This window comes from Ramlibacter cellulosilyticus (genome assembly GCF_014297465.1).
GTDB classification, from domain to species: domain Bacteria; phylum Pseudomonadota; class Gammaproteobacteria; order Burkholderiales; family Burkholderiaceae_C; genus Ramlibacter; species Ramlibacter cellulosilyticus.
Genome location: NZ_JACORT010000007.1, coordinates 220,212 through 246,651, shown reverse-complemented (window position 1 = coordinate 246,651; position 26,440 = coordinate 220,212). Strand labels below are relative to the sequence as shown.

The following is a 26,440-nucleotide window of genomic DNA, read 5'->3' as shown; positions in this document are numbered from 1 at the left end:
TCAGGAACGCAAGTCCGGGCTCAAGCGGGGTGCTCCTGGCCCACGACGAAGCTCCGGAGGGTGCCTTCGATCCGCGTCAGCTCCTGCAGCATCCTGGCGGTCGGGCGGTCGCTCAGGTCCACTGCAGCCACCCCGATGCCGCGGCCGGTCTCCAGATGCAGTTGCGCCACGTTCAGGCCAGCGGCGGCGAGAACGCCGTTGATCCGTGACATCACGCCAGGGCGGTCTTGGTGCAGGTGGACCAGGCGCGCCGGGCCGCGCAGCGCGCCCACCCCCAGCTCCGGAAGATTGACGCTGCCGCGCACGGCACCCAGGACAAGGTAGTCGCGCAACTTTTCCGAAACCTCCACGCCCAGGTTGCGTTGGGCCTCGACGGTCGAGCCGCCGACATGTGGCGTGAGGATCACGTTGTCCAACGCGCGAAGAGGTGATTCAAAGGAATGAGCGGCGGAAGCCGGCTCCACCGGGAACACGTCGATCGCGGCGCCGCGCAACCGCCCGCTCGAAAGTGCGCCATGCAGGGCATCGATGTCGACCGCGTGCCCTCGCGCCAGGTTGATGAGGACGGCGTCTTCCCGCATCCGGGCGAGTTGGGCGCCGCCGATCAGGTGGCGTGTTTGCGGAGTCTGCGGCACGTGCAAGGTGACGACGTCGGCTTCCTCCAGCAGGCTGTCCAGGCTAGTCGCGGCCACGGCATTTCCGAGCGGCAGCCTGGCTTCGACGTCGTGGAACACCACTCGCATGCCGATGGCCTCCGCGAGCAGGCCCGTCTGGGTGCCGATCTTGCCGTAGCCGACGATGCCGAGGGTCTTGCCGCGGATTTCATTGGACCGCCTGGCATCCTTCATCCATTCGCCGCGGCGCGCCGCGGCCTGCCGCTCCGGCACGCGCCGCAGCAGGTGGATGGCGTGGCCGATCACCAGTTCGGCCACCGATCGGGTGTTGGAGAACGGGCCGTTGAACACGGCGATTCCCCGACGGGCCGCGGCGTCGAGGTCGATGTTGTTGGTGCCGGTGCAGAACGCGCCCACCGCGCGCAGGCGCGGTGCCGCTTCGATCACGGCGGCGGTCAGTTGCGTGCGCGAACGCACGCCGAGCACGTCGACGTCGTCCAGCAGCCGCGCCAGTTCGGTGGCGTCGGGAGCATGGCGCAGGCGCCGGATCTGCGCAGTGGGCAGGGCTTGCAGCACGGCGTCCGCACTGGGATGGACTTCTTCGAGCAGGAGAATGTTCAGGGGCATCGTTCTTTCTTCGGAGGTTCAGAGTCCGAGGGCGAGCTGCGCCGCTTCGGACATGCGGGAGCGGTCCCAGGGCGGGTCGAACACCATGTCGACCTTCACCTCGCCGACACCGTCCAGGCCAAGCACTTTGTCCGCGACCTCGTTGGCGAGCAGGTCACCCATGCCGCAGCCCGGCGCCGTCAGTGTCATCCGGATGGCCACCCGCGCACGGCCGTCGTCCATGGGAGCAACGTCGCAGGCGTAGACGAGGCCGAGGTCGACGATGTCGACCGGAATCTCGGGGTCGTAGCAGGTGGCGAGCGTGCGCCAGACGCGAGTCGTCAGGTCCGAGGCAACGTCCTCGGCGAGCGGGTGGGGCGCGGGCACCGGCTTGCCGATCGCGTCGGCATCGCTGCCGGTCAGTCGCGCGAGCTGGCCGTGGATCACGAGCGTGAAATGCGAGCCGAGCGCCTGCGCGATCTCGGCGACCGTGCCGGGATCCACTTCGAACGTTTCCCCGTCGGGAATGCGCTGGACTTCGGCCAGCCGGCGGAAGATGACCTTTTCGCGACGCGGCCTCATGGCTCCCGCTCCTGCACGGCAGGAGACGGCGCGACCGGCTGCGCCAGAGCGTGCATCAGTGCGTGCCAGCCCAGCAGCGCGCATTTGACGCGCGAGGGGTAGTTGCGCACGCCAGCGAGGCTCTCCAGCTTGCCCGCCGGCATCTCCCCGGGCTCGGCCTGCCCCGTCAGCACGGCGCGGAAGCGCTCCTGCAGTGCGCGGGCGGCCTCCACCTCCTTGCCCAGCATGACCTCGGTCATCATCGAGGTCGAAGCAACGCAGATGGCGCAACCCTGTCCGCTGAAGCCGATGTCGCGCACGCGGTCGTCCTCGATCCGCAACTGCACGCGCACCTCGTCGCCGCATTGCGGATTGCGCCCCTGCGCTTCGTGCGTGGGCGCCGCCAGTTCGCCGAAGTGCCGCGGCGCGCGCTTGTGCTCCAGGACCAGGTCCTGGTACAGATCGTCCGGTACAAGGCTCATTGCAGCACCTCCAGTGCCTGCGCGACGGCGTCGGCGAGGCGCTCGACCTCGGCGTGCGTGTTGTAGATGGCGAAGGACGCGCGCGTGGTCGGACCGACGCCCAGGCAGGCCAGCAGCGGCTGGGCGCAGTGGTGTCCGGTGCGCACGGCGATGCCTCGCTGGTCCAGCAGCGTGCCGATGTCGTGCGGATGCACGCCCCGGGCCACGAAGGAGACGATCGCCGAACGCGTCGCGTCGGGGGCCAGCACGGTGACGCCCGGAAGCGCCGACAGTCGCTGCACCGCGTGGGAGCGCAAGGCGCGCACATGCGCATCGATCCGGTCGCGTCCCGTCACGTCGATGAAGTCGGCGGCGGCAGCCAGGCCGACCGCCCCCGCCACGTTGGGCGTGCCGCCTTCCAGGCGCATCGGCAGCCCGGCGAAGCCGGCGTCCGCCTCGCTCACCCATTCCACCATGTCGCCGCCGAAGCGCAGCGGCGTCAGCGCTTCCAGCGCGGCACGCCGGCCGACCAGCGCGCCGGTGCCCATGGGCCCGTACATCTTGTGGCCCGAGAAGGCCATGAAGTCGCAATCGAGCCGTGAAACATCCGGGACGTCGTGCGCGACGGCCTGGGCGGCGTCGAGCACCGTCAGGGCGCCGGCCTCGGCCGCCAGCGCCAGCAGCTCCTCGTAAGGCGGGCGCTCGCCTGTCGCATTCGCGCAGGCGGTGACGGCGAACACCCGCGTGCGCGGGCCCACGAGCCGCGCCAGGTCGTCGGGATGCAACCGGCCGCCCGCATCGGGCCGCAGCACCAGCAGCTCCGCGCCGCTGCGACGCGCCGCCAGCTGCCACGGCACGAGGTTCGCGTGGTGCTCCAGCGCGGTGGTGATGATCTCGTCGCCGGGCCGCAGCACGGGCACCGCATGTGCGGCATCGGACAGGCCGGACGCAACCAGGTTGAGGGCGTCGGTCGCTCCGGAGGTGAATACCAGCTCGTGCGCATCGCCGGCGCCGACGAATCGCTTCAGCGTGGTGCGTGCCTGCTCGAACGCGTCGGTGGCCCGCTGGCTGAGCGTGTGGACGCCACGATGGATGTTGGCGCGGCTGTGCGCCTCGAACGCGTCCATGGCCTGCCGCACGGACAGCGGCATGTGCGTGGTCGCGGCGTTGTCCAGGTAGGCGAGCGGCGCGTCGTTCACGCGCTGGTCCAGTCCGTGGAAGCCGCCGGCCAGCATGGCTGCGGACATCATGTCACCCATGGGAGGCCTCCGTCGAAGGTGCGGTGGTGCCGAGATGGCGCGCCAGGGCGGCGGCCAGCGCAAGCTCCAGGCGAAGCGCTTCGGGCAGATCGTCGTCCGCGATCGCGCGCGACAGCACCGAACGCGCGAGGCCAGCCAGGATCATCGACTTGGCCGCGGTTTCCTCCAGTCCCCTCTGGCGCGCATGGAACAGCGCCTCTTCCGGCAGGGCGCCCCAGGTCGCGCCGTGCGCCGCCTGCACCTGGTCGTGGTGGATCTCCAGGTGCGGGCGCAGCACGATGCGCGGCTGCCCCGAAGTCGGGATGCCGCCCAGGCGCTGGCGCGCCTGGGCCTCGTCGCAGCCGGCTGCGATGCGGGTGTGCGCGCTGGCCACCACGCGGGCCGCAGCGCCCGGCAGGGCGAGCATCTCCACCGCGCTGCGCGTGCGGGCCGCGGCATGCCGCGTCAGAACCTGTTGCTCGAGCCCGCCCTCGACGGCGAGCAGCACCCCCGCCGCACGGGCCGAGGCGCCCTCGCCATCCAGTTCGAGGAGGGTGCGCTGCAGGTGGTAGTCGCCGCCCGTGGCGAGCAGGCACTGGGCGTAGCTCGCCTGGCGCTGCACCTGCACGTGCACGTGGTGCGCCCAGCGGTCGGCAGCCAGCGGAGCGGCCACGCGCAGGTGCTGCAGACTCGCGCCTTCGGCCAGCCGCACGTACACGTGCAGGTTCTGCACCGTGGGCGGCCCCGGCTGGCGCTCGTGCGCTTCCAGCAGGACGCAGCGGGCGCCCGGCAGCAGGTCCACCACCAGCAGCGGCGCTTCCACGGGCTGCGACACGCGGTGATCCAGTTGCAGCAGCGTGGGCCCGCCGGCCGCGGCAATGCGCACCCGGAGTCCTTGCCGCACCAGCGCGCGATGCGCCCAGGCGAACGGGGCCGCATCGTCTTCCCCGGGCGGCGGCAGCCCCGAGAACAGCGCGATGCGCTGCCCTGGATCCGCGGCGTCGTACCAGCGCAGGTCCACCCGGCCGGCCGGTGCGCCGGGCAGCGTGCGCAGCGACCACCCGTCGTCGAGCGCTCCCCCGGAAAACGGCGGCGCGTCGCCACCGAGCCAGACGGCGGCCGGCGGCGGTGGGAGGTGGCGGAACAATTCCGCCTTCGGGGCGATCCAGCCCCGGTCGGCCAGACGGTCGCGTGCGGCATGCGAATCGGCGCGGGCCAGGTCCGTCATTCAGGCCTCCAGCGCCTCGGGCACGGGCGCATAGCCCGTGCGCGCGATCTCGTGCACCAGTTCCAGGCCGCCGGTCTGCGCGATGCGGCCCTGCGCGAGGCGCAGCACCGCATCCGGCGCAAGCATCTCGATCATCTGCTGGTAATGCGACACGACCAGGAAGGCCGTGCCCTGCGCGCGCAGCGCGCCTACCAGTTCCACCGTGGCACGGACGCCGTCGACGTCCATGCCGGAATCGATCTCGTCCAGGAGGGCCAGGCGCGGCCGCAGCATCGCCAGCTGCAGCAGTTCGTTGCGCTTGCGTTCGCCCCCGGAGAAGCCTTCGTTGACGGGGCGGTTCAACATCGCCTCCTGCAGGCCCAGGCGCCGGGCCGCGCCGCGCGCCTCGCCGAGGAAGTCGAACGCGTCCAGCGGCGTTTCGCCGCGCGCTTCGCGCACGGCGTTGACGGCCGTGCGCACGAACAGGTTGTTCTTGACGCCGGGGATGTCCGGCGGCGACTGGAAGGACAGGAAAAGCCCGGCGCGCGCGCGCGCTTCCACGCTCATGGCCAGCAGGTCCTGCCCGGCGAAGGTGGCACTGCCCTCGACCACCGGGTAGCGCGGGTGGCCGGCCAGCGCCAGCCCCAGCGTGCTCTTGCCGCTGCCGTTGGCGCCCATGAGCACCACCACGGCGCCTGGCTGCACCTGCAGAGAGACCGACTGCAGCACGGTGCGGCCGGCGACATCCACGCGCAGGTCCTGCACCTGCAGCACGGGTTGGTTCGTATCCATCGATGGCTTCCTTGTGTTCCGTTTCAGCCGACCGCGCCTTCGAGCGACACGGCGAGGAGCGCGCGTGCCTCGAGCGCGAATTCCATCGGCAGCTCCGCCAGCACGGCCTGGCAGAAGCCTCCGACGATCAGTGCGGTCGCCTCCTGCGCATCGATCCCGCGCTGCTGGCAGTAGAAGAGACGCTCCTCCGAGATGCGGGTGGTGGTCGCCTCGTGTTCCACGGTGGCGTCCTCGCGGGCGGCCTCCACGTAGGGAAAGGTGTGCGCTCCGCAGTTCGCGCCGATCAGCAGCGAGTCGCATTGCGTGTGGTTGCGCGCGCCCTCCGCGCCGGGCGCCACCCGCACCAGCCCGCGGTAGCTGTTGTGCGCGTGGCCGGCGCTGATTCCCTTGGACACGATCCGGCTGGTGGTCTTGCGCCCGAGGTGGATCATCTTGGTGCCGGTGTCGGCCTGCTGGAAGTGGTTCGACACCGCGACCGAATGGAATTCGCCGCTGGACTCGTCGCCGCGCAGCACCACGCTGGGATACTTCCAGGTGATCGCCGAACCCGTCTCGATCTGCGTCCAGGAGATGCGCGACCGCTTGCCGGCGCACAGCCCGCGCTTCGTCACGAAGTTGTAGATGCCGCCGCGCCCGCGCTCGTCGCCGGGATACCAGTTCTGCACCGTCGAATACTTGATGCGGGCGTCGTCGTGCGCAACGAGTTCGACCACGGCGGCGTGCAGCTGGTTCTCGTCGCGCTGCGGCGCGGTGCATCCTTCCAGGTAGCTCACTTCGCTGCCGGCCTCGGCGATGATCAGCGTGCGTTCGAACTGGCCGGTATTGCGCGCGTTGATGCGGAAATAGGAGGACAGCTCCATCGGGCAGCGCACGCCGGCCGGCACGTAGACGAAGGAGCCGTCGGAGAAGACCGCGGAATTCAGCGCGGCATAGAAGTTGTCCCCGGGAGGCACGACGGTCCCCAGGTAGCGCTCGACCAGCTCGGGGTGGTTCGCCACGGCGTGCGAGAAGGAGCAGAAGATGACGCCGGCTTCGGCCAGCTGCTCGCGGAAGGTGGTGCCCACCGAAACGCTGTCGAACACCGCGTCCACGGCGACGCCGGCCAGCCTGGCGCGCTCGTGGAGCGGCACGTTGAGCTTCTCGTAGGTCTCCAGCAGCTTGGGGTCGACCTCCTCCAGGCTCCGGGGCCCGTCCTTCAGCGACTTCGGCGCGGAATAGTAGGAAAGGGCCTGGAAATCCGGCGGCTCCAGGCGCAGCTTGCCCCAGTCGGGATGCGCCATCTGCTGCCACCGCGCGAAGGCGGCGAGGCGCCAGCGCAGCAGGAATCCGGGCTCGCGCTTGCGGCGCGAGATCTCGCGCACCGTGTGCTCGTCCAGCCCCGGAGGCAGCGCATCCGATTCGATGTCGGTGACGAAGCCGTGCGGGTAGGCATGCTGCAGGGTCCGCTCCAGTGCGGCGTTGGCGTCGACGTCAGCCATGGCGGACCCCCGGAAGTGCGGCGCGCTGCCTGGCGGCCGCCGTATCGAACAAGCGCAGGAGCGCGGGACGATCCAGCAGCCACACGTGGCGACCGCTCACCTCCAGCATGCCGCGGCGCTGCATGGCCGAGAAGGCGCGGCTGACGGTTTCGACCTTCAGGCCCAGGTAGCTGCCGATCTCGCTGCGCGTCATGCGCAGGTTGAACTGGCTGGCCGAATAGCCGCGCGTCTCCATCCGGCGCGACAGGTTCAGGAGAAAGGAGGCCAGCCGTTGTTCGGCACCCATGGCCGAAAGCAGCACGGCGAGCTTCTGGCTGCGCACCAGTTCGCGACCGAGCAGCCCCGGCAGGATCCGTTGCAGTTCTCCCGGCCGCCCCTGCGCGGAGACCGCGTAGGGGAGGGCGACGACTTCCGAGTCTTCCAGTGCGATGGCCGACGTGGCGTGGCGGCCGTGTCCGAGGCCATCGAGGCCCAGGACCTCGCCCGCCACCTGGAAGCCGGTGACCTGCTCGTGCGCGTCCAGGGTACAGAACGCGGACTTGAACGTCCCGGTCCGAACCGCGTAGATGGACACGAACGGGTCGCCCTCGAGGTAGAGCGGCTGCCGCCGCTTCACGCGCCTGGACGCGACCTGCGGCAGGCCGGATGGATCGGCGCCGGCCGCGAGCGCGCAGGGAACGCAGGGATCCCCGCTCTGCCAGGCTTGGCAGGCACTGGCGATCGAGGCCGCGAGGCCCTTGTCCACGGGCTGGCTGGAGGCGGGGTTCATGCCGTGCCTCCATCCTGCGCAGCAGACGCGGCCTGCGCGAGGAATGCCGGCGAGCCGGATCCCCTGATGGTCGTCGAGAGCGGCTGGAGTTCGGCGGCGCGCTTCATGGTCGGCAAGTTAAAGATGCATAGAAGATGAATCTATTCTAGGCTCGCAACCGTTGCATGGCGACAGTGACCATGCCGCCAGTACAGGTGCTGTGTTCAATTCTCCCGATGTCCCTTGCGCGGTACCGGAAATATGAAGATCTATCGTTGATGCATCTTAAAATGCCGCGCAAGCGCACTCTGGAGAACACCCGACATGCCCACTGCAGATCTCTGCACGGAAGAAGACGTCCATCAACTGGTTCACGGCTTCTATGCCGACGTGCGACGCGATCCCGTGCTCGGCCCCGTCTTCGATGCGCACATCACGGATTGGGACCGCCACCTCGCCACCATGGTGGACTTCTGGTCTTCGGCACTGCGTGGCACCGCGCGCTTTCGCGGCGCACCGATGCCGAAGCACGCAGCGCTGCCCGGGCTGAGCGCGGAGTTGTTCCAGCGCTGGCTGACGTTGTTCGGGGAGACGACGGCCCGCCTCGGCAACCAGGAGATGGCCTCGCGCGCCAGGGCCCTGGCCGTGCGCATCGCGGAGAGCCTCTGGTACGGCTACCAGGTGAATCAAGCGCGCGAGCAGCAGGGAGCGGCGTGATGGACAGCGCCGTCCTCAGCCTGCTGGCCGCGTTCCTGCTGTCCATCATCGGCCTCTTCGCATTCATCTGGTCGCTGCGCAAGGGCTTGCTGGTCGAAAACCCGGCCGCGGCTTCGGTGATCTTCGCGCGTGGCGAAGTCGGCCGCGTCGACGACCCCGCGCTGCATGCGGAAGACCATCGTTCCCTGCAGCGCGCCGCCGCCGGCGCGGACGGCCCTGTCGCCGACCCATCGGACCTGCAGGCGCGCGTGCTGGCCGACCGCTCGAGCGCGCTCCCGGTCTTCATGTTCGTGGCCTTCGCCTGCTTCTGGCTGCTGCTCGGGTCGGTGGCCGGCCTGACCTCCTCGATCAAGCTGCACGCGCCCGACTGGCTGGTGGAGCAGGGCTGGCTCACCTTCGGGCGGATCCGCACGGTGCACCTGACGGCGGTGCTGTACGGGTGGATCACCAACGCCGCCCTGGGCCTGATCCTCTGGCTGCTGCCGCGGCTGCTGCGCACCGAACTGCGCGGCGCCGCGTGGACCCTCCTGGGAGGCGCGCTGGTGAACACGGGCATTGCCGCAGGCATCGGCGCCATTTCGGCCGGCTGGAGCGACGGCATGGAGTACCTGGAGATCCCGTGGCAGATCGGCCTCTTCATGGCCGCCGGCCTCGCCATGATCATCCTGCCGGTGCTGTTCACCCTGGTGAACCGCCGCGCCGAGCACCTCTACGTGAGCGTCTGGTATTGCGTGGCGGGGCTGCTGTGGGTCACGCTGCTGTTCGTCGTCGCCAAGATGCCCGGCGTGCACACCGGCGTGCAGCAGGCCACCACCAACTGGTGGTACGGCCACAACGTGCTGGGCCTGTGGTTCACGCCGGTGAGCGTGGGCGCGATCTACTACTTCCTGCCCAAGATCATCGGGCGGCCGGTGCGCTCGTACAACCTCTCGATCCTGGGCTTCTGGACCCTGGCCTTCTTCTATGGCCAGGTCGGCGGACACCACCTGATCGGCGGCCCCGTTCCCGGCTGGCTCGTCACGCTCTCCATCGTGCAGAGCCTGATGATGGTCATTCCCGTGATCGCTTTCACCATCAACATGGGCGGCACCCTGCAGGGGCGCATGCACCTGGCACGCTGGTCGCCGACCCTGCGTTTCATGATGTTCGGCGGCCTGGTCTACCTGGCATCCTCGCTGCAGGGCTCGATGGAGGCACTGCGCAGCGTCAACGCCGTCACCCACTTCACCCACTACACGGTCGGCCACGCGCACCTCGGCGCCTACGGCTTCGTCAGCATGGTGCTGTTCGGCGCCATCTACTTCATGCTGCCGCGCGTGCTGAACTGGGAGTGGCCCTATCCGCGGCTCATCACGCTGCATTTCTGGCTGGCGGCCGCCGGCATCTCGATCTACTTCGTGGCACTCACGGTCGGCGGCTGGCTGCAGGGCCTGGCCATGCTGGATCCTGCGCGCGCCTTCATCGAGTCGGTGACGGTGACGCTCCCCTACCTGAAATGGCGCTCGGTCGGGGGCAGCCTGATGGTCGCGAGCCACCTGGTTTTCGTCGGCCACTTCCTGGCCATGGCGCTGCGGTTCGGACCGGTGCGCACCGGCGCGGCCCTGTTCGCGCCCGCCAGGGACCTGGAGCTCTCGTATGGAAAATGAAATCAAGCTGGCATCGGGGGCGATGGTGGCGCTGGGCGTCGCGACGGCCGCCCTGGTCGTGATGCCGTACCTGCAGGTCCGCGACGTTCCGGCGCCCGCCAGGCTGCAGCCCTATACCGATGCGCAGCTGCGCGGCCGGCAGGTCTACATTGCTAATGGCTGCGTCTACTGCCACAGCCAGCAGCCGCGCGACCGCAGCCTCGGTCCGGACCTCGAACGTGGCTGGGGCCGGGCCTCCGTTCCCGGCGACTACGTCCACGACAAGCCGCACCTCCTGGGCAGCATGCGCACCGGCCCCGACCTGCTGAACATCGGCGCCCGGCAACCCAGCAAGGACTGGCACCTCGGCCACCTGTACCAGCCGCGCGCGTACGTGAAGGAGTCGATCATGCCCTCGTACCCGTTCCTGTTCTCCGTGAAGGACGAAGCCGAGGCGCAGCGCGAAGGCGAGCAGCCGTTGAAGCTGCCCCCCGGCTACGGCCCCGCGGTCGGTCGGGTGGTGGTGCCCACGCCGGAGGCGCTGGATCTCGTCAAGTACCTGCAGGCCCTGGACCGAACCTATCCGGTGCTGCCCGCACCCGCGAAACCCTGATCGAGAAGGAAGGCCCATGCCGAGCCATGCCCCCGCCCCGACGCCCGCCCAGATCCGCGAGCAGGCGGATCCCACCGAGCGCAGCCAGCCCATCCCCCTGCTGGTGGCCGGCATCACCGTCGCCATGGTGCTGGCCGGAGCGGGCTATATCCTGCTGTCGGAGCCCTTCGGTGTGCCCGGCCTGGGCGACCAGCGCACGGTGGCCGACCTGCGGCCGGCTCCCGCCACCGTCGGCGCGGTCGACGGCAAGCGGGTCTACACCGCGAACTGCGTAGCCTGCCACCAGGCGGGCGGCACTGGCGTGGCGGGCGTGTTTCCGCCCCTGGATGGCTCCGAGTGGGCGACCGGCAACCCGCGCGTGCTGGCCAACATCCTGCTGCACGGCGTCGCGGGAGACATCTCCGTGAGGGGCGTGGCGTACAAGGGCGCGATGCCGTCGTTTTCCCAGCTTGGGGACGCGGAACTGGCGGCAGTGGCGAGCTACGTGCGCACAAGCTGGTCCAACAAGGCGGCACCCCTCGACGCGCAGCTGTTCGCGGCCGAACGCAAGCAGAATCCGCGCAGCAAGCCATTCGACGGGGGCGCCGAGCTCGAGGCGCTGTCCGCCCGTTCCCCCTGAGCACGAGGACTTCCAGATGCGGCTCGCACGCATGACCGATTACGCCATCCGGCTGTTGATGTACGTCGCGCAGCATCCGGACCGGCTGTGCACCATCGCCGAAGTGGCGGCGGCCTATGACATCTCCGAGGCGCACCTGATGAAGATCACGCACCAGCTGGCCCTGGACGGCTGGCTGGAAACCACCCGTGGCAAGGGCGGCGGCATGCGGCTCGCGCGGCCCGCCACGGAGATCCGGATCGGCGAAGTCGTGCGCACCATGGAGCCCGACTTCTTCATCGTCGAATGCTTCGCCACGGGCCACAGCTGCATGCTGCACGGCAGCTGCGCGCTGACCGGTGCGATGGACGGCGCCTTGCGCAGCTTCATGGACCATCTGGACGGCATCACCCTGGCCGACGTGCTGCCCGCAAGGGCGATTGCCGGTCGCCCCAAGCCGCTGCGCTTCCAGGCACGCAGCAAGACACTGGCGCGCTGATGTTGCGCACGCTGCTGTCCTGCACCGCCTTGCTCTATGCTGCCTATGCAGCCGCAGCCTGGGTCACGCACGACTTCCAGGCCTGGACTGCGGAAGGCGCGCGCCGGCTCGAGGTGGCTCGCGTGCCGGTGCCAGCGCCCCCCGTGTCGCTGCAAGGGACGGGAGTCCCGCACGACGGATTGCAGGAAGTGCTGGCGAACGGGCGCGACGTCACGATCGTGGACTTCGTCTACACGCATTGCGAGACGCTCTGCCTGTCGCTCGGCACGGTGTTCCAGCAGATGCAGGCGACGCTGCAGCAGGCGCCCGCGGGAAGCGCCGCGGACCGGGTGAAGTTGCTGTCGATCAGCTTCGACCCCGAACGGGACACGCCGGACGTCCTGGCGGCGTACGCGTCCCGCATGGGCGCCGATCCGCGCACATGGCGCTTCGCACGGGTGCCCGGCACGGCCGACACGCGACGGCTGCTGGACGCATTCCGGGTCGTGGTGGTTCCGTTCGGGCAGGGGGACTTCGAGCACAACGCCGCCCTGCTGGTCGTGGCTCCGGACGGACGCCTCATGCGCGTGTTCGACATCGCGCAGCAGCAGATGGCGCTTGACTACGCCGTGGACCTGGCCGAAGGCGGAAGATGAACACGCCGTCCCCACGCCTGGGAGCGGTCGCCGCGAGCGTTGGCGTGTTGCTGCTGGCACTGCCGGTGGCGCGCCGGACCCTGGAGCAGGCGATGAGCGTGCAGATGCTGCTCCAGTTTCCGCTATTGGTCCTGGCCGGTTGGCTGCTCGCGCGCGCACTTCCCGCCCGATGCCGGCATCAGGCGGATCGCTGGAACAACCACGGCATTCCGGGACTGCTGGCAGTCGCGCTGGTCCTGGCGATCTCGATGGTTCCCCGCGTGCTGGACCTCGCGCTGGTGGATTCCCGCGTGGAATTCGCGAAGTTCGTCCTGCTTGTTGGCTGCGGCTCGGCACTGCAGCTGTCGTGGCACCGGGCGGGACATCTCGTGCAAGGCTTCTTCCTGGGGAACGTGCTGCCCATGACGGCGGCCGTCGGCCAGCTGTACCAGGATTCGCCGGTGCGCCTGTGCAACGCCTACCTGCTGGGCGACCAGACGCGCCTCGGGCTCTCCCTGGTGGTCCTGGCGGTGCTCTTCGGAGTGGCCTGGATCGGCGCATTGTTCCGCCGCATGTCCATGTCGAACAGCAGCCAGCTGTTGCCGAAGGAGTCGTCGTGAATGCGTTCGTCTCCCCTGGCGAGAGCCTGTCGCACGATCATGAACTGCACGCAGGTCTGAAGATCACCAGAGCCCGGTCTCGACCCGGATCGCCACTTCGCAGTCGTCGAAGATCTCCAGCTTCGCGATGCGCACGCGCACGCCCAGCACGCCGGGCAGCTGCATCAGGCGATGCGCGAGCTTGCCGATCAGCGTCTCGAGCAGGTTCACGTGCGTGGCCGTGCACTCCTCGATGATGATGCGGCGCACCTTGCGGTAGTCGAGCACGTGCGTGATGTCGTCGTCGCTCGGGAGCAGCGGCTGCGTGCCCAGGTTCAGCTCCGCGTCGACGCGGATCGGCTGCGGCGCGGTCTTCTCGTGGTCGAGGATGCCGAGGTTCGCGTCGAAGCGCAGGCCTTCGAGGGTGAGGATCTGGGTGCCGGCCTTGCTCATGACATCATCGAAAAGTCGCGGTCGAACTTCATCAGGTGCTGTCCGCCATCCACCAGCAGCGTGGTGCCGGTGACGGACCCGTTCTCCAGCGCGAAGCGCACCGCATGCGCCACGTCTTCCGGCGTGGAGGACCGCCCCAGCGGCGACAGCTTGTGCAGCTCCTCGAACTTCTCCTGTGGCAGCAGGTGGCTCGTGAGCGTGAGGCCGGGCGCGACGCCGACCACGCGCACGCGCGGCGCCAGGCCTTGCGCGAGCAGCGTCGTCGCGGCTTCCAGCGCCGCCTTCGACAGGGTGTAGCTCAGGAAGTCCGGATTCGGGTTCCACAGCTTCTGGTCCAGCAGGTTCACGACGGCGCCGGTCGCATCGCGCTGCTCCAGGTGCGCGGCCAGGGCCTGCGCCAGCAGGACGGGCGCGGCCGTGTTGGAGGCGACATGCGCGGCGAGCCCCGCGGCGGTGAAGCTGCGCGCATCGTCGTGCTCGAAGCGGGAAGCGTTGTTGACGACGGCGTCGATCCGGCCGAAGCGCTGCACGACGGCGGGCACGAGCGAGCGCACCTCGGCTTCGTCGGCCAGCTCGGCGTGGAAGACATCGGACGGTGCATGGACGTTGCACTCGCCCGCGGTCTGCCGGGCCTCGTCTTCCGAACCGCGGTAATGCACCGCGACCTGCCAGCCGGCCGCGGCCAGGTCGAGCGCGATCGCGCGGCCGAGCCGACGCGCGGCGCCGGTGACGAGCACGGTGCGGCCTGCGGCGCCCTTCATTCGCGGACAATCGCCCGGTGGAATCCCATGCGAACAGTGTAACCAGCGCACTGCACCGGCTGATCGCCGGCCAGGTCGCGCGCAGCGGCGGGTGGCTGCCGTTCGACCGCTACATGGCCCTCGCGCTGTACGCGCCCGGGCTCGGCTATTACGCGAACACCTCGCGCAAGTTCGGCACCATGCCGGGCTCCGGCAGCGACTTCGCCACCGCGCCCGAGATGAGCCCCCTCTTCGGCCAGTGCCTCGCGGTGCAGGTCGACGAGGCGCTGCAGAAGACGGACACCAGCGAGATCTGGGAGTTCGGCGCCGGCTCCGGCGCGCTGGCCCGCGAACTGCTGCAGGTGCTGCACCCGCGGGTGCGCCGCTACACGATCGTGGAACTCTCGGCCGCGCTGCGTGAGCGGCAGCAGCAGGCGCTCGCGCCCTTCGCCGACCAGGTGGAGTGGGTGAGCGAGCTGCCGGAGAAGATCCGCGGCGTGGTGGTCGGCAACGAGGTGCTCGACGCCATGCCGGTGAAGCTGGTCGTGCGCAAGAACCTGCTGTGGCACGAACGCGGCGTGACGGTGCAGGACGGCAAGCTGGCCTGGTCCGACGTGCTCACGCACCTGCGGCCGCCGCACGAGCCGCCCGGCACCCACGACTACCTCACCGAACTGCACCACCAGGCGCAGGCCTTCCTGCGCACGCTCGCGGAGCGCCTCGACGCGGGCGCGGCCTTCTTCATCGACTACGGTTTTCCCGAGGCGGAGTACTACCACGCGCAGCGGCACATGGGCACGCTGATGTGCCACCGCGGGCACATGGCCGACCCGGACCCGCTGGATTCGCCGGGCGAGAAGGACATCACCAGCCACGTCGATTTCACCGGCATCGCCGTGGCCGCGCAGGAGGCTGGGCTGCCCACGCTGGGCTATGCCTCGCAAGGGCGCTTCCTGGTGAACTGCGGCATCGTCGAACGCATGGCGTCGCTGTCCGTCCCGCAGCAGGCGGCGGCGCAGCGTCTCGTGGCGGAGCACGAGATGGGGGAGCTGTTCAAGGTGATCGGCTTCCAGCGCGGGGCCTTCTGGAACGCGATCGGGTTCCGGTATGGGGATCGGACGCATGCGCTTTGAGTGAGTTGGGGTATTGCTGGGGTGCGCTGCGCGCAACCCAGCCTACGGTGCGCTTCGCGCAACCCAGCCTCCGGCGCGCTGCGCGCAACGCAGCCTACGCACCCGCGCCACCCAGCCCGCGAGCCCGCCAGCCGGCATGGCCCGTTCGTAGGCTGGGTTTCGCGCAGCGAACCCCAGCATCCCGCACACTTTCCCCACTTCGGCCTAAATCTGGCCGAAGATCAGTCTTGCCCGGCTAAAGTCACCGTCCTAGCATCCAGACCCACCCGGCAAGCACAGCCGGGAGCAGGAGACAGACAGCGTGACCCGCTGGGACGAATTGACGCCCGCCGAGATGGACGTGCTCCAGACCGTTTTCTGGTCGCTGGGGAGCTCGCGCCATGTGCTCGCCAGCCGCCTCGACTGTTCCAGGAGCAAGGCCAACGCCCTCGCGGCCGGCCTCATCGAACAAGGGCTCCTCGAAGAGACGGGCCTGCAGGCCTCCTCCGGCGGCCGCCGCCCGGAGACCCTCCAGCTCGCCAGTGGCCTCGGCGTGGTGGTCGGCGTCGACCTCGGCGCGACCAGCCTCGACGTCGCCGTGATGCGCCCCGACCTGGGCGTGCTGGCCCGCCATTCGGAAGACGCCGACGTGCGCGACGGCCCCGGCGTCGTGCTGGCCCGCGTGCGCGACACCATGCGCGAGCTGCTGGCGCGCTGCGGCATCCCCGCGAAGAAGGTGATCGGCATCGGCATGGGCGTGCCCGGCCCGGTGGACTTCGCGAGCGCGCAGTTGGTCGAGCCGCCGCTGATGCCCGAGTGGGACAGCTTCTCCATCCGCGAGTACCTGGGCGAAGCCTTCACCGCGCCCGTGTTCGTCGACAACGACGTGAACCTCATGGCGCTGGGCGAGCTGTGGCGGCTGCAGCGCAGCCTGCAGAACTTCCTGGTGATCAAGGTCGGCACCGGCATCGGCTGCGGCATCGTGTGCCACGGCGAGGTGTACCGCGGCGCCAACGGCTCCGCCGGCGACGTGGGGCACATCTGCGTCGACCAGGCCGGCCCGCGCTGCCACTGCGGCAACTTCGGCTGCGTGGAGGCGATGGCGGCCGCGCCCGCGATCACGCGCATGGCCGTCGATGCGGCGCAAGCCGGCGAGAGTCCCGCGCTCGCCGCGGTGCTGCAGGCGAACGGCCGGCTGACCGCAGTGGACGTGGGGCAGGCCAGCCGCGCGGGCGATGCAGCCGCCAACGCCATCATCCAGAAGGCCGGCAGCCTCATCGGCCAGATGCTCGCCTCGGTGGTGAACTTCTTCAACCCGTCGCACGTGTTCATCGGCGGCGGCGTCACGCAGATCGGCCCGCTGTTCCTGGCCTCGGTGCGGCAGAGCGTGTACCACCGCTCGCTGGCGCTGTCGACGCGGCATCTCGACATCCAGTACACGCCGCTGGGTGGCCAGGCCGGCTTGGTCGGCGCCGGTGCGCTGGCGATGCAGGAGTCGCTGCGGCTGCACGGGAGCAAGGCATGAGCGCCGCCCGGCCGCCCGAAGGCGCTCGCACCGCAGTGCGCAGCACGGAGGTGTTCCTGTGACTCTTTCCGTCGAATTCCGGGAGATCACCCGCAATTTCGGCCCCGTGCAGGTGCTGCACGGCGTGAGCTTCTCGCTCGCGCCGGGGCACGTCGTCGGCCTGCTCGGCGAAAACGGCGCGGGCAAGTCCACGCTGATGAAGATCCTCTCCGGCTACCTGGAACCCACCAGCGGCGAGCTGCTGGTGGACGGCAAGCCCGTGCACTTCCGCAGCTCGCGCGAGGCGGAAGCGCAGGGCATCGTGCTGATCCACCAGGAGTTCAACCTGGCCGAGGACCTGACGATCGCGCAGAACATCTTCCTCGGCCACGAGAAGACGCGCGGCTGGGTGCTGGACGACGCCGCCATGCGCGAAGCCACGCGCGAGGTGCTGCGGCAGGTGGGACTGCAAGCCGACCCCGACACCCGCGTGCGCAACCTGATCGTCGCCGAGAAGCAGCTGGTGGAGATCGCCAAGGCACTGGCCCGCAAGGCGCGCCTGCTGGTCATGGACGAGCCCACCGCGACCCTCACGCCCGGCGAGACGCAGCGCCTGTTCGCGCTGATGGCGCAGCTGAAGGCCGAAGGCGTGACGCTCGTCTACATCTCGCACAAGCTCGACGAGGTGGAGAAGGTGACCGACGAAGTGGTCGTGATGCGCGACGGACGCTTCGTCACGCGCCAGCCCACGCGCGAGCTCACGCGCCACGCGATGGCCAACCTGATGGTGGGCCGCGAGATCTCGGACCTGTTCCCGGCCAAGGACGCCGCGCCGGAGGGCGCGCCGCTGCTGCAGGTGCGGGGCTTCAGCGTGCCGGGCTGGGCGCAGGACGTGAGCTTCGAGGTCCGCCCGGGCGAGATCCTCGGCTTCGCGGGTCTCGTCGGCGCGGGACGCACCGAGCTGTTCGAAGGGCTGCTCGGCCTGCGCGAAGCGAGCGCCGGCGAAGTGCGCCTGGATGGCCGCGAAGTGCGGCTGCGCAACCCCCGCGACGCCGCCAACGAAGGCATCACCTACCTGAGCGAAGACCGCAAGGGCAAGGGCCTGCTCGTGGACTTCGGCCTGCGCGAGAACCTCACCCTCATGAACCTGCGCGCCTACGCGCAGCCCGTGCTGGCCCCCGCGCGCGAACAGCAGGCGCTGGAAGAGGCCGTGCGCGCCTACGGCATCCGCACCGGCGACCTGCGCCAGCGCGCCTCGGCCCTGTCGGGCGGCAACCAGCAGAAGCTGGCGCTCGCCAAGGTGCTGCAGCCGAAGCCGCGCGTCGTGGTGCTCGACGAGCCCACGCGCGGCGTCGACGTCGGCGCGAAGCGCGACATCTATTTCCTGGTCCAGCGCCTGGCGCGCGAAGGCCGGGCCGTCATCGTCATTTCGTCCGAGCTGCTGGAGCTGATCGGCCTGTGCCACCGCGTCGCGGTGATGCGCGGCGGCCGGCTCACCGCCACGGTGCACGACGAACACCTCACCGAAGAGGAACTCATCGCCCATGCCACCGGAACTCGCTGAAACGCGGCCCGCCTCCGCCCGCGCCGCCGCACTGTGGGGGCAGCTGCACGGCTTCGGCCCCGTCGTGGGCCTGGTGCTCCTGTGCATCGCCGGCACGCTGCTCAATGGCGAGTTCGCCACCGTCGACAACCTGCTGAACGTGCTGACCCGCACCGCCTTCATCGGCATCATCGCCGTGGGCATGTGCTTCGTGATCATCAGCGGCGGCATCGACCTGTCGGTGGGCTCGATGGCGGCGCTCATCGCGGGCTGCATGATCCTGGTGATGAACAAGGCGGCCGGCAGCCTGGGCTCGCCGGTGCTGGTCATCGTGCTGGGCATGCTGCTGTCGCTCGTGCTCGGCGCGGTGTTCGGCCTGGTCCACGGCCTGCTGATCACCAAGGGCCGCATCGAGCCCTTCATTGTCACGCTCGGCACGCTGGGCATCTTCCGCGCCTACCTCACCTACTTCGCCGACGGCGGCGCGATCACGCTGGACAACGCGCTGGCCGACGTCTACAGCCCCGTCTACTACGGCAGCCTGCTGGGCGTGCCGTTCCCCGTCTGGGTGTTCGCGCTGGTCGCCCTGGCCGGCGGCTTCATCCTGAACCGCACCGCGTACGGGCGTTACGTGCAGGCGATCGGCTCCAACGAGCAGGTGGCACGCTATGCGGCCGTGGACGTCGACAAGGTCAAGGTGCTCACGTACATGCTGCTCGGGCTGTGCGTGGGCATCGCGACGCTGCTGTACGTGCCGCGCCTGGGCTCTGCCTCGCCCACCACCGGCATCCTGTGGGAGCTGGAAGCGATCGCCGCGGTGATCGTCGGCGGCACGGCGCTCAAGGGCGGCGCGGGCAGCGTCGCCGGCACGGTGGTCGGCGCGATCCTGCTGTCCGTGATCAGCAACATCCTCAACCTCACCAGCATCATCAGCGTGTACCTGAACGCGGCGGTGCAGGGCTTCGTGATCATCATCGTCGCCTTCCTGCAGCGGGGCCGGCGATGAACCCCTTTTCCAACCCCGGCCGCGAGGGCGGCTTTCATCCCAAGGAGACGAGCATGAAGAACGTGACCCGCAGGCTGGCGCTGGGCGCCGCGGCCCTGGCAGCGGCGCTGGCCATGGCGCCCGCGATGGCGCAGCAGAAGAAGGAGATCCTGGGCGTGTCCATGCCCGCCGCCACCCACAGCTTCATGGCCGGCGCCGTGTACTGGGCCAACGAGGCGAAGAAGGACCTGGAGAAGGCGAACCCGAACATCCAGGTGATCGTGAAGACGGCCGCCAACGCGTCCGAGCAGGCCAACCAGCTGCAGGACCTGGTGACGGTCAACAAGATCACTTCGCTGGTCGTGTTCCCCTTCGAGTCCGCCGCGCTGACCAAGCCGGTCGCGCAGGTGAAGGCCAAGGGCATCTACGTGACGGTGGTCGACCGCGGCCTGACCGACACCAGCGCGCAGGACGCCTACGTGTCCGGCGACAACACCGCCTTCGGCCGCATCCCCGCGGAGTACATCGCCAAGGCGCTGAACGGCAAGGGCAACATCGTGGCATTGCGCGGCATCCCGACCACGCTCGACAACGAGCGCATGGATGCCTTCAACGCGGTGATGAAGAACCATCCCAACATCAAGCTGCTGGATGCCAAGCACGGCAACTGGAACCGCGACGACGCCTTCAAGGTGATGCAGGACTACCTGACGCGCTTCAAGGAGATCGACGCCGTCTGGGCTGCCGACGACGACATGGCCGTGGGCGTGCTGAAGGCGATCGAGCAGGCCAAGCGCAAGGACATCAAGCTGGTGTTCGGCGGTGCCGGTGCCAAGGGCGCGATCAAGACGCTGATGGACGGCAGCGACCCGCTGATCCAGGCCAACGTGTCCTATTCGCCCAAGTTCATGTACGACGCCATCAAGATGACGGGCGAGGCGCGCCTGAAGGGCCAGAAGCTGCCGGCGAACAACATCGTGCCGTCGGTGCTGATCACGAAGCAGAACGCGAAGGAGTTCTACTTCCCGAACTCGCCGTTCTGAGGCCGATCGGTGGGGTTCGCTGACGCTCACCTTCGGCAGCTGTCGCTGCCCCGCCCTACACAACCGCGAACGCCGCGCCCGTGACCGCGAACGCGAACGCCGCGCCCGTGACCGCGAACGCCGCGCCTCGTAGGGTGGCGCGGCGAAGCCGCGGAAGGTGAGCGAAGCGAACCCCACCGAAGAAGGAGTCACCATGCCCCGCCCCATCACCCTCTTCACCGGCCAATGGGCCGACCTCTCCCTTTCCGAGCTCGCGCCCCTCGCCAAGCAGATGGGCTACGACGGCCTGGAGCTCGCCTGCTGGGGCGACCACTTCAACGTGCAGGAAGCGCTCAGGAGCGATGCCTACGTGCGCGACAAATGGGCGCTCCTGAAGAAGCACGGCCTCACCTCGCTCGCGATCGGCAACCACCTGGTCGGCCAGGCGGTCTGCGACCTGATCGACGAACGCCACAAGTCGATCCTCCCCGAGCACGTCTGGGGCGACGGCGACCCCGAAGGCGTGCGCCAGCGCGCCGCGAAGGAGCTTGCCGACACGGCACGTGCCGCGAAGAAGTTCGGCGTCCGGACCGTCACCGGCTTCACCGGCTCCTCCATCTGGCACGCCACCTACGCTTTCCCGCCCACCACCCAGGCCTACTGGGACGCGGGCTTCGCCGATTTCGGCAAGCGCTTCACGCCCATCCTCGACACCTTCGAGCGCGAGGACGTCGACTTCGCCCTCGAAGTGCATCCCACCGAGATCGCCTTCGACATCGCATCGACGCAGCGCGCGATCGCAGCCGTGCAGGGCCACAAGCGCTTCGGCTTCAACTTCGACCCGAGCCACCTCGCCTACCAGGGCGTGGACTACGTCAAGTTCATCCGCACCTTCCCCGACCGCATCTACAACGCCCACATGAAGGACGTGTGGTGGGGCCGTGGCGACGGCACCGTGGGCGTGTTCGGCGGCCACACCAGCTTCGGCGACGCGCGCCGCTTCTGGGACTTCCGCAGCGTCGGCCGGGGCATGGTGGACTTCGAATCCATCATCGTGGCGCTCAACGACATCGGCTACGCCGGCCCGCTCTCGGTAGAGTGGGAAGACAGCCGCATGGACCGCGTGCACGGCGCCACCGAAAGCGCCGCCTTCTGCCGGCGCCTGGACTTTCCGGCTGCCGCGAGCGGCGCGTTCGACGCGGCCTTCGCCAGGGAGAACCAGTGAACGAAGTTCCGCGCAGGCTGCGCTATGCCATGGTCGGCGGCGGGCAGGGCGCCTTCATCGGCGCCGTGCACCGCAAGGCGATGGCGCTGGACGGGCAGTACGAACTGGTCGCTGGCGCGTTCTCGTCCACGCCGGAGAAGGCGAAAGCTTCCGGCCGCGAACTGGGCGTCGCGGACGACCGCAACCACGCCGACTGGCAGGCGCTGCTCGCGGACGAACAGCGGCGCGACTCCTCCGATCGTGCCGACGTCGTGGTGATCGTCACGCCCAACCACGTGCACTTCCCGGTCGCCAAGGCTTTCGTGGACGCCGGCTTCCACGTCGTGTGCGACAAGCCGCTGGTGCACACCGCGGCGCAGGCGGAGGAACTGGTCGCGGCGGTGCGCCAGCGCGGCACCGTCTTCGGCGTGACCTACAACTATGGCGGCTACCCGCTCGTGCGGCAGGCGCGCGAGATGGTGCGCGCCGGCGAGCTCGGGACGATCCGCAAGGTCGTCGTCGAATACAACCAGGGCTGGCTCGCCACGCGGCTGGAGGCCGAAGGCAACAAGCAGGCGGCCTGGCGCAACGACCCGGCGCAATCCGGCGGCGCCGGCGCGCTGGGCGACATCGGCTCGCACGCGGAGAACCTCGTCGCCACGGTGACGGGGCTGGAGATCGAGAGCCTGTGCGCCGACCTCGGCTCGCTCGTGCCCGGGCGCGCGCTGGACGACGACGCCAACATGCTGCTGCGCTTCCGCGGCGGCGCGCGCGGCGTGCTCGTGGCCTCGCAGATCAACACCGGCATCGAGAACGGCCTGCGGCTGCGCGTGTCGGGAACGCTGGGCACGATCGAGTGGTGGCAGGAAGAGCCGAACCGGCTCACGCATTTCCCCATCGACGGGCCGGCGCGGGTGCTCACGCGCGGTTCGCCCTGGCTGCACGCGGCGGCACAGCGCGCGTCGCGCATTCCGCCGGGACATCCGGAGGGGTTCATCGAGGCGTTCGCGAACGTGTACCTCGGCGTGGCGGCGGCGATCCGGGGGGAGGGCGAGGCGGATTACCCGGATGTGGAAGCGGGGGCGCGCGGCGTGCGCTTCATCGAGGCGGTGCTGCGGTCGGCGAAGGGCAGCGAGAAGTGGACACGGGTGGTTGCGTGATCGCGCGTTCGTAGGCTGGGTTGCGCCGCAGGCGCACCCCAGCGATCCGGCGAAGCGCGAACAAGCTGGGGTGCGCCTGCGGCGCAACCCAGCCTACAGGCCCGCGAAGCAACCCGGCGCGAAAAGGCGGGCGACAACCGCGGCCCCCGCCCAGCCCCTACACTCTGGCGATGATCCGCTGGATGATCGTCGTCTTCCTCGCGCTGGTGCTGATCAGCTGGTTCTCGCCCGTGCTGCAGAAGCTGGGCTTCGGCCGGCTGCCGGGCGACCTGCGCTTCAAGCTCTTCGGGCGGGAGATGTTCATTCCCCTCACGTCGACCATCCTCCTCAGCATGGCCGCGGCCGCGATCGCCAAGTTCCTGTAGTCCCATGAAAGCCTGCATCGACATCGGCGGCACCAAGGTCGCCGTCAGCCTCAACACCGGCGCCGGCCTCGACCTGGTCGGCCGCCGCAGCGAACCCACCGCCAAGACCGGCAGCAACGACGCCGTCGCGCAGCAGGTGATCCGCATGGTGGACGAAGCCTGTGCCGAGGTCGGCGTCGACCCTTCGCGCGTGCAGCGCTGCGGCGTCTCGTCCGCGGGCCCTTTCGTGCTGAACGCCGGCCTCGTGGAACTGGCCTCGCCCAACATCTGCGGCGGCATGGCGGGCCCGGCCCGCGGCCTTCCGAACGACTGGATGACGGCGACGATGGAAGCGCCCCTGCGCCGCCGCTTCACCGAAGGCGTGCGCGTGGAGAACGACGCCGTGTCCGCGCTGGAAGCCGAACGCCGCTGGGGCGCGCTGCAAGGCTTCGAGCACTGCGCTTACGTCACCTGGAGCACGGGCGTCGGCATGGGCCTGTGCGTCGACGGGCGGGTGCTGCGCGGCAAGAACGGCAATGCGGGCCACGGCGGCCACATGTTCGTGAGCGACAACGACGACGCGCTGTGCGGCTGCGGCAACGTGGGCGACCTCGAGGCGCTGGTCGCGGGCAATGCGGTGGCGCGGCGCTTCGGTGCGGATGCGGCCACGCTGATGCAGCGGGCGAGCGGCGGCGACGTGGCGGCGGTGGACGTCGTCGACGAACTGTGCCGCGTGATGGGCCGCGCCCTCTACAACGCCACGGTGCTGCTGGACCTGCAGCGCATCAGCCTGGGCGGCAGCGTGTTCCTGCACAACCAGCAGCTGCTGTTGCCGCGCCTGCGCGCGCAGGTCGCCGGCAAGCTGCCGGCCCTGACCAGCGGGCTGGAACTCGTGCCGGCGGGCCTCGGCGAGAAGGTCGGCGACTACGCCGCGCTCGCCCTGCTGGTCTGAGCGTCGCGCACGACCTGCACCCGCGCCTGCTGGATGCGCTGGCCGATCGCGTCGCCGGCCAGGCCTTCGTCCCGCGCCCTGGCGGCGATGACTGACGTATCCACCGACCGCGCCGCCCGCAGCGCAGCCGAGAGCTGCGGGCGCTGCGGATAAGGCCGTTCCCCCGACGCGCTGCGCGCGATGCACTCGCAGGCCAGCAGCACGTCCTCGAAGCGCTGCGGCTTGCGGAAGGCATCGCAGCGCTCCAGCAGGCGCACCATCGCTTCCGCATCGGCGGGCGGCGTGGAGTCGATCGCAGCGCGTTCGCGTGCAACCACCTCCGCGAGTTCGCGGCATTCGTTGGGCACGCGCAGGCGCTCGCACAGTTGCTTGACTTGCGCCGCCTCGAGCCCCGCCGTCAGGCATGCGAAGCGGACGGGAAGCGGCGCGTCCACGCTCGCCGCCCGGTCCACCACGCGCAGGATCGCCTCACTGGCTGCGACCTCGGGGACGATGCGCGCCAGGGCACCGCAGGCCTGCAGGATCTCCAGCATGCGCGCGGGGCGGGGCTCCATCAGCCCGCGCGCGAGTTCCTGCCACACGCGTTCGGGCACGAGGTGGTCGGCTTCGCCTTCGGCCACCATCGCGCGCATCAGGTCCAGGGTTTCCGGCGCGAGCGCGAAGTCGTGGAAGCGCGCCCCGAAGCGCGCCACGCGCAGGATGCGCACCGGGTCTTCGCGGAAGGACTCGGTGACGTGGCGCAGCACCTTGCGCCGCAGGTCCTGCTGGCCGCCGAAGGGATCGATCAGCGAGCCGTCGTCGGCCTGCGCGATGGCATTGATGGTGAGGTCGCGCCGCGCGAGGTCCTCCTCCAGCGTGACTTCCGCAGAGGTGTGGAAGCTGAAGCCGCGGTAGCCGCGGCCCGTCTTGCGCTCGGTGCGCGCGAGGGCGTGCTCCTCGCGCGTATCGGGATGCAGGAAGACGGGGAAGTCCTTGCCGACGGGCAGGTAGCCCGCCTGGATCATCTCCTCCGGCGTCGCGCCGACGACCACCCAGTCGGTGTCGTTGACGGGCAGGCCGAGGAGGGCATCGCGGACGGCGCCGCCGACGCGGAAGGTGCGCATGGGGCGCAGTTTAAGGGGCTAGGGGTTAGGGGCTAGGGGTTAGGGCGCTCTGCTCCCTAGCCCCTAGCCCCTACTCCCTAACCCCTCGACGTCCGATAAGGCTCGTCGAACGCGACGAAGTCCTTCTCTTCCAGCGCGGCATCCAACCACGCCTTCACGCCCGGCAGCGCGCAGACCCGGCGGATGTAGTCGGTGATGTGGCCCGGCACCGGCAGCGCGTAGGTGAGGATGCGCGTGCACACGGGCGCATAGAACGCGTCCGCGGCGCTGAACTCGCCGAACAGCATGGGGCCCTTGTGCTCCTCCAGCAGCGAGGTCCACATGCCGACGATGCGTTCCATGTCCGCGCGCACGCCGGCCTGGTCGCGCCACACGAGCGCGCCGATGTGCGGCAGCGAAGCCTCGATGTTCATCGGGCAGTGGGTGCGCAGCGCGGCGAAGCCGGAGTGCATCTCGGCGCAGACGCTGCGGGCCCGCGCGCGGGCGCGCGCGTCGCGCGGCCACACGCCGCGGTCCGGGTGCTTCTCGGCGGCGTATTCGACGATGGCCAGCGAGTCCCACACCGCGAGGCCGTCGTCCACCAGCACCGGCACGCGTCCCGCGGGGTTCACCTTCAGCACTTCTTCCTTGAAGTGCGAGTCGCCGTCGAAGGAGTCGAAGCGCACCAGCTGCTCCTGGAAGGGGATGCCGGCCTGTTTCAGCGCCACCCACGGCCGCATGGACCAGGACGAATAGTTCTTGTTGCCGATGTAGAGCGTGGCCATCGCGGTCTCCTTGGAAGTTCTGCGCGCGATGCTAACGGGGACGGCGGCGGCATTGATGCAAAAAGCCGCCGCCATTGATGACTCAATCGTCGGGCGACTGGGGCCGGGCACCCATGCGGCGTCGGATCGGCCCTTCCAGGAGCAGGATGCCCAGCACGATCAGCGTGCTGAGGGCGGCGGTCATCTCCCGCCCCAGGCCCGCGGCGATGCCGATCGCCGCCGTCATCCACACGCCGGCGGCGGTGGTGAGGCCGTGGACCTGCTCCTCCTTTTCCAGCTTCAGGATGGCCCCGGCGCAGACGAAGCCCACGCCGGACAGCAGGCCCTGCAGCACGCGGCTCAGGGCCTCCTTGTCCATGCCGCTCTGCGTCGCGACCAGCACCACCAGCGCCGAACTCGCGGCCACGAGCATGTGGGTGCGCACGCCCGCGGGCTTGCCCTGGCGCTCGCGTTCGTAGCCGAGGATGCCCCCGAGCAGGGCCGCGAGCAGCAGGCGCACGACCAGCTGCGTCACGTCGCGGACGTCGCCGAGGTCCGAGAACTCGGCGACAATGGTGTCGGCGACCTGTTGCCAGACCGTCATC

At 69.7% G+C, this 26,440-nt stretch carries 29 protein-coding genes; 16 read left to right on the top strand and 13 right to left on the bottom strand.

Annotation, left to right across the window (positions count from 1 at the left end; translation table 11 throughout):
* Positions 1-20: 20 nt before the first annotated feature.
* Genes serA through H8N03_RS17245 form a run of 8 tightly spaced genes read right to left on the bottom strand, consistent with a single transcriptional unit; the run spans position 21 to position 7,726 of the window.
* Complete coding sequence (serA, locus tag H8N03_RS17280; protein ID WP_187077445.1) at positions 21-1,241, bottom strand: phosphoglycerate dehydrogenase; 1,221 nt, start codon at positions 1,239-1,241, stop codon at positions 21-23.
* An 18-nt stretch (positions 1,242-1,259) separates the two neighbouring features.
* Positions 1,260-1,802, bottom strand: coding sequence for a putative Fe-S cluster assembly protein SufT (gene sufT, locus H8N03_RS17275; protein ID WP_187077444.1), 543 nt, complete (start codon positions 1,800-1,802; stop codon positions 1,260-1,262).
* Positions 1,799-2,263 carry a Fe-S cluster assembly sulfur transfer protein SufU gene (gene sufU, locus H8N03_RS17270; protein ID WP_187077443.1) on the bottom strand — a complete coding sequence of 155 codons (465 nt, stop codon included), beginning with the start codon at positions 2,261-2,263 and terminating at the stop codon, positions 1,799-1,801. The genes sufT and sufU overlap by 4 nt, the downstream gene beginning before the upstream one ends.
* Positions 2,260-3,501, bottom strand: a complete 1,242-nt coding sequence (locus H8N03_RS17265) for an aminotransferase class V-fold PLP-dependent enzyme (RefSeq protein WP_187077442.1) — start codon at positions 3,499-3,501, stop codon at positions 2,260-2,262. The genes sufU and H8N03_RS17265 overlap by 4 nt, the downstream gene beginning before the upstream one ends.
* Positions 3,494-4,708 carry a SufD family Fe-S cluster assembly protein gene (locus tag H8N03_RS17260; protein WP_187077441.1) on the bottom strand — a complete coding sequence of 405 codons (1,215 nt, stop codon included), beginning with the start codon at positions 4,706-4,708 and terminating at the stop codon, positions 3,494-3,496. Before H8N03_RS17260 ends, H8N03_RS17265 begins: the two co-directional genes overlap by 8 nt.
* Positions 4,709-5,479: a Fe-S cluster assembly ATPase SufC gene (gene sufC, locus H8N03_RS17255; RefSeq protein WP_187077440.1), complete on the bottom strand. Its 771-nt coding sequence runs from the start codon at positions 5,477-5,479 to the stop codon at positions 4,709-4,711. It lies immediately after the preceding gene.
* A gap of 23 nt (positions 5,480-5,502) precedes the next feature.
* Positions 5,503-6,957, bottom strand: coding sequence for a Fe-S cluster assembly protein SufB (gene sufB, locus H8N03_RS17250; protein ID WP_187077439.1), 1,455 nt, complete (start codon positions 6,955-6,957; stop codon positions 5,503-5,505).
* Positions 6,950-7,726, bottom strand: a complete 777-nt coding sequence (locus tag H8N03_RS17245) for a helix-turn-helix domain-containing protein (protein WP_187077438.1) — start codon at positions 7,724-7,726, stop codon at positions 6,950-6,952. Before H8N03_RS17245 ends, sufB begins: the two co-directional genes overlap by 8 nt.
* A gap of 303 nt (positions 7,727-8,029) precedes the next feature.
* Between H8N03_RS17245 and H8N03_RS17240 the strand changes: the two genes are divergently transcribed.
* Genes H8N03_RS17240 through H8N03_RS17210 form a run of 7 tightly spaced genes read left to right on the top strand, consistent with a single transcriptional unit; the run spans position 8,030 to position 12,991 of the window.
* Positions 8,030-8,422, top strand: coding sequence for a group III truncated hemoglobin (locus H8N03_RS17240; RefSeq protein WP_187077437.1), 393 nt, complete (start codon positions 8,030-8,032; stop codon positions 8,420-8,422).
* Positions 8,422-10,068, top strand: coding sequence for a cbb3-type cytochrome c oxidase subunit I (locus tag H8N03_RS17235; RefSeq protein WP_187077436.1), 1,647 nt, complete (start codon positions 8,422-8,424; stop codon positions 10,066-10,068). Before H8N03_RS17240 ends, H8N03_RS17235 begins: the two co-directional genes overlap by 1 nt.
* On the top strand, positions 10,058-10,660 hold the full coding sequence (locus tag H8N03_RS17230) for a cbb3-type cytochrome c oxidase subunit II (RefSeq protein ID WP_187077435.1): 603 nt from the start codon (positions 10,058-10,060) through the stop codon (positions 10,658-10,660). The genes H8N03_RS17235 and H8N03_RS17230 overlap by 11 nt, the downstream gene beginning before the upstream one ends.
* A 16-nt stretch (positions 10,661-10,676) precedes the next feature.
* Positions 10,677-11,279, top strand: coding sequence for a c-type cytochrome (locus H8N03_RS17225; protein ID WP_187077434.1), 603 nt, complete (start codon positions 10,677-10,679; stop codon positions 11,277-11,279).
* A 16-nt stretch (positions 11,280-11,295) separates the two neighbouring features.
* The gene (locus tag H8N03_RS17220; RefSeq protein WP_187077433.1) at positions 11,296-11,757 is read left to right on the top strand and encodes an RrF2 family transcriptional regulator; all 462 of its coding nucleotides are present in this window, start codon (positions 11,296-11,298) and stop codon (positions 11,755-11,757) included.
* Positions 11,757-12,392 (top strand): SCO family protein, encoded by a 636-nt coding sequence (locus tag H8N03_RS17215; RefSeq protein WP_187077432.1) that lies wholly within the window; start codon positions 11,757-11,759, stop codon positions 12,390-12,392. Before H8N03_RS17220 ends, H8N03_RS17215 begins: the two co-directional genes overlap by 1 nt.
* A complete protein-coding gene (locus tag H8N03_RS17210) occupies positions 12,389-12,991 on the top strand; it encodes a hypothetical protein (protein ID WP_187077431.1) in 603 nt (200 codons plus the stop codon). Before H8N03_RS17215 ends, H8N03_RS17210 begins: the two co-directional genes overlap by 4 nt.
* 63 nt (positions 12,992-13,054) lie before the next feature.
* Here H8N03_RS17210 and H8N03_RS17205 read toward each other — a convergent pair whose 3' ends face one another.
* Entirely contained in the window at positions 13,055-13,423 is a 369-nt protein-coding gene (locus tag H8N03_RS17205) for a dihydroneopterin aldolase (protein ID WP_187077430.1), read from the bottom strand.
* A complete protein-coding gene (locus H8N03_RS17200; RefSeq protein WP_187077429.1) occupies positions 13,420-14,184 on the bottom strand; it encodes an SDR family oxidoreductase in 765 nt (254 codons plus the stop codon). The genes H8N03_RS17205 and H8N03_RS17200 overlap by 4 nt, the downstream gene beginning before the upstream one ends.
* A gap of 17 nt (positions 14,185-14,201) precedes the next feature.
* Between H8N03_RS17200 and H8N03_RS17195 the strand changes: the two genes are divergently transcribed.
* The 9 genes from H8N03_RS17195 (at position 14,202) to H8N03_RS17155 (ending at position 23,989) form a co-directional block, all read left to right on the top strand.
* Positions 14,202-15,296: a class I SAM-dependent methyltransferase gene (locus H8N03_RS17195; protein WP_354005138.1), complete on the top strand. Its 1,095-nt coding sequence runs from the start codon at positions 14,202-14,204 to the stop codon at positions 15,294-15,296.
* Between the two features lie 334 nt (positions 15,297-15,630).
* Positions 15,631-16,800, top strand: coding sequence for an ROK family protein (locus tag H8N03_RS17190; protein WP_187077526.1), 1,170 nt, complete (start codon positions 15,631-15,633; stop codon positions 16,798-16,800).
* A 58-nt stretch (positions 16,801-16,858) separates the two neighbouring features.
* On the top strand, positions 16,859-18,343 hold the full coding sequence (locus H8N03_RS17185) for a sugar ABC transporter ATP-binding protein (protein ID WP_187077428.1): 1,485 nt from the start codon (positions 16,859-16,861) through the stop codon (positions 18,341-18,343).
* The gene (locus H8N03_RS17180) at positions 18,324-19,328 is read left to right on the top strand and encodes an ABC transporter permease (protein WP_187077427.1); all 1,005 of its coding nucleotides are present in this window, start codon (positions 18,324-18,326) and stop codon (positions 19,326-19,328) included. The genes H8N03_RS17185 and H8N03_RS17180 overlap by 20 nt, the downstream gene beginning before the upstream one ends.
* A 53-nt stretch (positions 19,329-19,381) precedes the next feature.
* A complete protein-coding gene (locus H8N03_RS17175; protein WP_187077426.1) occupies positions 19,382-20,350 on the top strand; it encodes a substrate-binding domain-containing protein in 969 nt (322 codons plus the stop codon).
* Positions 20,351-20,543: 193 nt separating this feature from the next.
* On the top strand, positions 20,544-21,554 hold the full coding sequence (locus tag H8N03_RS17170) for a sugar phosphate isomerase/epimerase family protein (RefSeq protein ID WP_187077425.1): 1,011 nt from the start codon (positions 20,544-20,546) through the stop codon (positions 21,552-21,554).
* A 29-nt stretch (positions 21,555-21,583) separates the two neighbouring features.
* Positions 21,584-22,693, top strand: a complete 1,110-nt coding sequence (locus tag H8N03_RS17165) for a Gfo/Idh/MocA family protein (RefSeq protein ID WP_187077525.1) — start codon at positions 21,584-21,586, stop codon at positions 22,691-22,693.
* A gap of 170 nt (positions 22,694-22,863) precedes the next feature.
* Positions 22,864-23,058 (top strand): DUF2905 domain-containing protein, encoded by a 195-nt coding sequence (locus H8N03_RS17160; protein ID WP_187077424.1) that lies wholly within the window; start codon positions 22,864-22,866, stop codon positions 23,056-23,058.
* 4 nt (positions 23,059-23,062) lie between these two features.
* Positions 23,063-23,989 carry an ROK family protein gene (locus H8N03_RS17155; protein WP_187077423.1) on the top strand — a complete coding sequence of 309 codons (927 nt, stop codon included), beginning with the start codon at positions 23,063-23,065 and terminating at the stop codon, positions 23,987-23,989.
* On the opposite strand, the gene H8N03_RS17150 is transcribed toward H8N03_RS17155, so the two are convergent.
* The 3 genes from H8N03_RS17150 to H8N03_RS17140 form a co-directional block, all read right to left on the bottom strand.
* The gene (locus tag H8N03_RS17150) at positions 23,962-25,092 is read right to left on the bottom strand and encodes a multifunctional CCA addition/repair protein (protein ID WP_187077422.1); all 1,131 of its coding nucleotides are present in this window, start codon (positions 25,090-25,092) and stop codon (positions 23,962-23,964) included. The two genes, H8N03_RS17155 and H8N03_RS17150, sit on opposite strands and share 28 nt — an antisense overlap.
* A 77-nt stretch (positions 25,093-25,169) precedes the next feature.
* Positions 25,170-25,856 (bottom strand): glutathione S-transferase family protein, encoded by a 687-nt coding sequence (locus H8N03_RS17145; protein WP_187077421.1) that lies wholly within the window; start codon positions 25,854-25,856, stop codon positions 25,170-25,172.
* Between the two features lie 82 nt (positions 25,857-25,938).
* Positions 25,939-26,439: an MgtC/SapB family protein gene (locus H8N03_RS17140; protein ID WP_187077420.1), complete on the bottom strand. Its 501-nt coding sequence runs from the start codon at positions 26,437-26,439 to the stop codon at positions 25,939-25,941.
* Position 26,440: the final 1 nt, after the last annotated feature.

What these genes read in the sequence shown, in the direction of transcription:
- H8N03_RS17220 (WP_187077433.1), top strand. Translation starts at nt 11,296, where the DNA reads ATGCGGCTCGCACGCATGACCGATTACGCCATCCGGCTGTTGATGTAC.
- H8N03_RS17260 (WP_187077441.1), bottom strand. Translation starts at nt 4,708, where the DNA reads ATGACGGACCTGGCCCGCGCCGATTCGCATGCCGCACGCGACCGTCTG.
- sufT (WP_187077444.1), bottom strand. Translation starts at nt 1,802, where the DNA reads ATGAGGCCGCGTCGCGAAAAGGTCATCTTCCGCCGGCTGGCCGAAGTC.
- H8N03_RS17180 (WP_187077427.1), top strand. Translation starts at nt 18,324, where the DNA reads ATGCCACCGGAACTCGCTGAAACGCGGCCCGCCTCCGCCCGCGCCGCC.
- H8N03_RS17145 (WP_187077421.1), bottom strand. Translation starts at nt 25,856, where the DNA reads ATGGCCACGCTCTACATCGGCAACAAGAACTATTCGTCCTGGTCCATG.
- H8N03_RS17150 (WP_187077422.1), bottom strand. Translation starts at nt 25,092, where the DNA reads ATGCGCACCTTCCGCGTCGGCGGCGCCGTCCGCGATGCCCTCCTCGGC.
- H8N03_RS17205 (WP_187077430.1), bottom strand. Translation starts at nt 13,423, where the DNA reads ATGAGCAAGGCCGGCACCCAGATCCTCACCCTCGAAGGCCTGCGCTTC.
- H8N03_RS17175 (WP_187077426.1), top strand. Translation starts at nt 19,382, where the DNA reads ATGAAGAACGTGACCCGCAGGCTGGCGCTGGGCGCCGCGGCCCTGGCA.
- H8N03_RS17210 (WP_187077431.1), top strand. Translation starts at nt 12,389, where the DNA reads ATGAACACGCCGTCCCCACGCCTGGGAGCGGTCGCCGCGAGCGTTGGC.
- H8N03_RS17235 (WP_187077436.1), top strand. Translation starts at nt 8,422, where the DNA reads ATGGACAGCGCCGTCCTCAGCCTGCTGGCCGCGTTCCTGCTGTCCATC.
- sufB (WP_187077439.1), bottom strand. Translation starts at nt 6,957, where the DNA reads ATGGCTGACGTCGACGCCAACGCCGCACTGGAGCGGACCCTGCAGCAT.
- sufC (WP_187077440.1), bottom strand. Translation starts at nt 5,479, where the DNA reads ATGGATACGAACCAACCCGTGCTGCAGGTGCAGGACCTGCGCGTGGAT.
- H8N03_RS17140 (WP_187077420.1), bottom strand. Translation starts at nt 26,439, where the DNA reads ATGACGGTCTGGCAACAGGTCGCCGACACCATTGTCGCCGAGTTCTCG.
- H8N03_RS17265 (WP_187077442.1), bottom strand. Translation starts at nt 3,501, where the DNA reads ATGGGTGACATGATGTCCGCAGCCATGCTGGCCGGCGGCTTCCACGGA.
- H8N03_RS17160 (WP_187077424.1), top strand. Translation starts at nt 22,864, where the DNA reads ATGATCCGCTGGATGATCGTCGTCTTCCTCGCGCTGGTGCTGATCAGC.
- serA (WP_187077445.1), bottom strand. Translation starts at nt 1,241, where the DNA reads ATGCCCCTGAACATTCTCCTGCTCGAAGAAGTCCATCCCAGTGCGGAC.
- H8N03_RS17165 (WP_187077525.1), top strand. Translation starts at nt 21,584, where the DNA reads ATGGTCGGCGGCGGGCAGGGCGCCTTCATCGGCGCCGTGCACCGCAAG.
- sufU (WP_187077443.1), bottom strand. Translation starts at nt 2,263, where the DNA reads ATGAGCCTTGTACCGGACGATCTGTACCAGGACCTGGTCCTGGAGCAC.
- H8N03_RS17225 (WP_187077434.1), top strand. Translation starts at nt 10,677, where the DNA reads ATGCCGAGCCATGCCCCCGCCCCGACGCCCGCCCAGATCCGCGAGCAG.
- H8N03_RS17245 (WP_187077438.1), bottom strand. Translation starts at nt 7,726, where the DNA reads ATGAACCCCGCCTCCAGCCAGCCCGTGGACAAGGGCCTCGCGGCCTCG.
- H8N03_RS17215 (WP_187077432.1), top strand. Translation starts at nt 11,757, where the DNA reads ATGTTGCGCACGCTGCTGTCCTGCACCGCCTTGCTCTATGCTGCCTAT.
- H8N03_RS17230 (WP_187077435.1), top strand. Translation starts at nt 10,058, where the DNA reads ATGGAAAATGAAATCAAGCTGGCATCGGGGGCGATGGTGGCGCTGGGC.
- H8N03_RS17190 (WP_187077526.1), top strand. Translation starts at nt 15,631, where the DNA reads ATGGACGTGCTCCAGACCGTTTTCTGGTCGCTGGGGAGCTCGCGCCAT.
- H8N03_RS17155 (WP_187077423.1), top strand. Translation starts at nt 23,063, where the DNA reads ATGAAAGCCTGCATCGACATCGGCGGCACCAAGGTCGCCGTCAGCCTC.
- H8N03_RS17200 (WP_187077429.1), bottom strand. Translation starts at nt 14,184, where the DNA reads ATGAAGGGCGCCGCAGGCCGCACCGTGCTCGTCACCGGCGCCGCGCGT.
- H8N03_RS17240 (WP_187077437.1), top strand. Translation starts at nt 8,030, where the DNA reads ATGCCCACTGCAGATCTCTGCACGGAAGAAGACGTCCATCAACTGGTT.
- H8N03_RS17170 (WP_187077425.1), top strand. Translation starts at nt 20,544, where the DNA reads ATGCCCCGCCCCATCACCCTCTTCACCGGCCAATGGGCCGACCTCTCC.